Source organism: Stenotrophomonas sp. K-6 (assembly GCF_056861555.1).
In genome coordinates, this window is sequence record NZ_JBSPUC010000004.1 from 1 (window position 1) to 2,500 (window position 2,500).

A 2,500-nucleotide genomic window follows, 5' to 3' on the forward strand; every position below is an offset into this window, starting at 1 on the left:
AACGGATTAAGGCGCCTGCCTCTCGTAAGTCTTGTGACGTAGCGTGCACTTGGGATCTATCGACATGTCATGTCGGCCAAGGCAACTTGAGGTTATATGGTCAAGCCACACGGATCATTAGTATCAGTTAGCTCAATACATTGCTGTACTTACACACCTGACCTATCAACCACATAGTCTATATGGTTCCTTCAGGGGGCTTGTGCCCCGGGAGATCTCATCTTGAGGCGCGCTTCCCGCTTAGATGCTTTCAGCGGTTATCGCTTCCGAACATAGCTACCCGGCAATGCCACTGGCGTGACAACCGGAACACCAGAGGTTCGTCCACTCCGGTCCTCTCGTACTAGGAGCAGCCCCTCTCAAATCTCCAACGCCCATGGCAGATAGGGACCGAACTGTCTCACGACGTTCTGAACCCAGCTCGCGTACCACTTTAAATGGCGAACAGCCATACCCTTGGGACCGACTACAGCCCCAGGATGTGATGAGCCGACATCGAGGTGCCAAACACCGCCGTCGATATGAACTCTTGGGCGGTATCAGCCTGTTATCCCCGGAGTACCTTTTATCCGTTGAGCGATGGCCCTTCCATACAGAACCACCGGATCACTAAGTCCTAGTTTCCTACCTGCTTGATCCGTCGATCTTGCAGTCAAGCACGCTTATGCCTTTGCACACAGTGCGCGATGTCCGACCGCGCTGAGCGTACCTTCGAGCTCCTCCGTTACTCTTTAGGAGGAGACCGCCCCAGTCAAACTACCCACCATACACGGTCCCCGATCCAGATTATGGACCTAGGTTAGAACGTCAAGCACGACAGGGTGGTATTTCAAGGATGGCTCCACCACAGCTAGCGCCATGGTTTCATAGCCTCCCACCTATCCTACACAGACGAACTCAACGTTCAGTGTAAAGCTATAGTAAAGGTTCACGGGGTCTTTCCGTCTTGCCACGGGAACGCTGCATCTTCACAGCGATTTCAATTTCACTGAGTCTCGGGTGGAGACAGCGCCGCTGTCGTTACGCCATTCGTGCAGGTCGGAACTTACCCGACAAGGAATTTCGCTACCTTAGGACCGTTATAGTTACGGCCGCCGTTTACTGGGGCTTCGATCAAGAGCTTCGCCTTGCGGCTGACCCCATCAATTAACCTTCCAGCACCGGGCAGGCGTCACACCCTATACGTCCACTTTCGTGTTTGCAGAGTGCTGTGTTTTTGATAAACAGTCGCAGCGGCCTGGTTACTGCGGCCCTCTTCAGCTATAGCTCGCATGAGCCACCAAAAAGGGCGCACCTTCTCCCGAAGTTACGGTGCCATGTTGCCTAGTTCCTTCACCCGAGTTCTCTCAAGCGCCTGAGAATTCTCATCCTACCCACCTGTGTCGGTTTACGGTACGGTCTGCGTAAGCTGAAGCTTAGGAGCTTTTCCTGGAAGCGTGGTATCAGTGACTTCGCCTTAAAGGCTCGTCTCGGTGCTCGGTCTTAAAGGATCCCGGATTTGCCAAAGATCCAAACCTACCGCCTTTCCCCCGGACAACCAACGCCGGGTACACCTAACCTTCTCCGTCCCTCCATCGCACTTACGCGAGGTGCAGGAATATTAACCTGCTTCCCATCGACTACGACTTTCGTCCTCGCCTTAGGGGCCGACTCACCCTGCGCCGATTAACGTTGCGCAAGGAAACCTTGGGCTTTCGGCGTGCGGGTTTTTCACCCGCATTATCGTTACTCATGTCAGCATTCGCACTTCCGATACCTCCAGCAGACTTCTCAATCCACCTTCAACGGCTTACGGAACGCTCCTCTACCGCGTACATATAAATATGCACACCCCAAGCTTCGGTTCACTGCTTAGCCCCGTTAAATCTTCCCCGCAGACCGACTCGACCAGTGAGCTATTACGCTTTCTTTAAAGGGTGGCTGCTTCTAAGCCAACCTCCTGGCTGTCTGTGCCTTTCCACATGGTTTTCCACTTAGCAGTGAATTTGGGACCTTAGCTGTGGGTCTGGGTTGTTTCCCTTTTCACGACGGACGTTAGCACCCGCCGTGTGTCTCCCATACAGTCCGTCTCGGTATTCGGAGTTTGCAATGGTTTGGTAAGTCGCGATGACCCCCTAGCCATAACAGTGCTCTACCCCCGAGAGGATACATATGAGGCGCTACCTAAATAGCTTTCGAGGAGAACCAGCTATCTCCGGGTTCGATTAGCTTTTCACTCCTAATCACAGCTCATCCCCGTCTTTTGCAACAGACGTGGGTTCGGGCCTCCAGTACCTGTTACGGCACCTTCACCCTGGCCATGACTAGATCACCCGGTTTCGGGTCTACTGCCCGCGACTATGCGCCCTTATCAGACTCGGTTTCCCTTCGCCTCCCCTATACGGTTAAGCTTGCCACGAACAGTAAGTCGCTGACCCATTATACAAAAGGTACGCAGTCACTCTTTCGAGCTCCTACTGCTTGTACGCACACGGTTTCAGGATCTATTTCACTCCCCTCT

The 2,500-nt window shown here is 53.4% G+C and carries 1 rRNA gene (cut by a window edge); it reads right to left on the reverse strand.

The features are described from left to right. Positions 1–96: 96 nt before the first annotated feature. A 23S ribosomal RNA gene (locus AC13F7_RS13125) occupies positions 97–2,500 on the reverse strand (it continues 475 nt past the right edge of the window).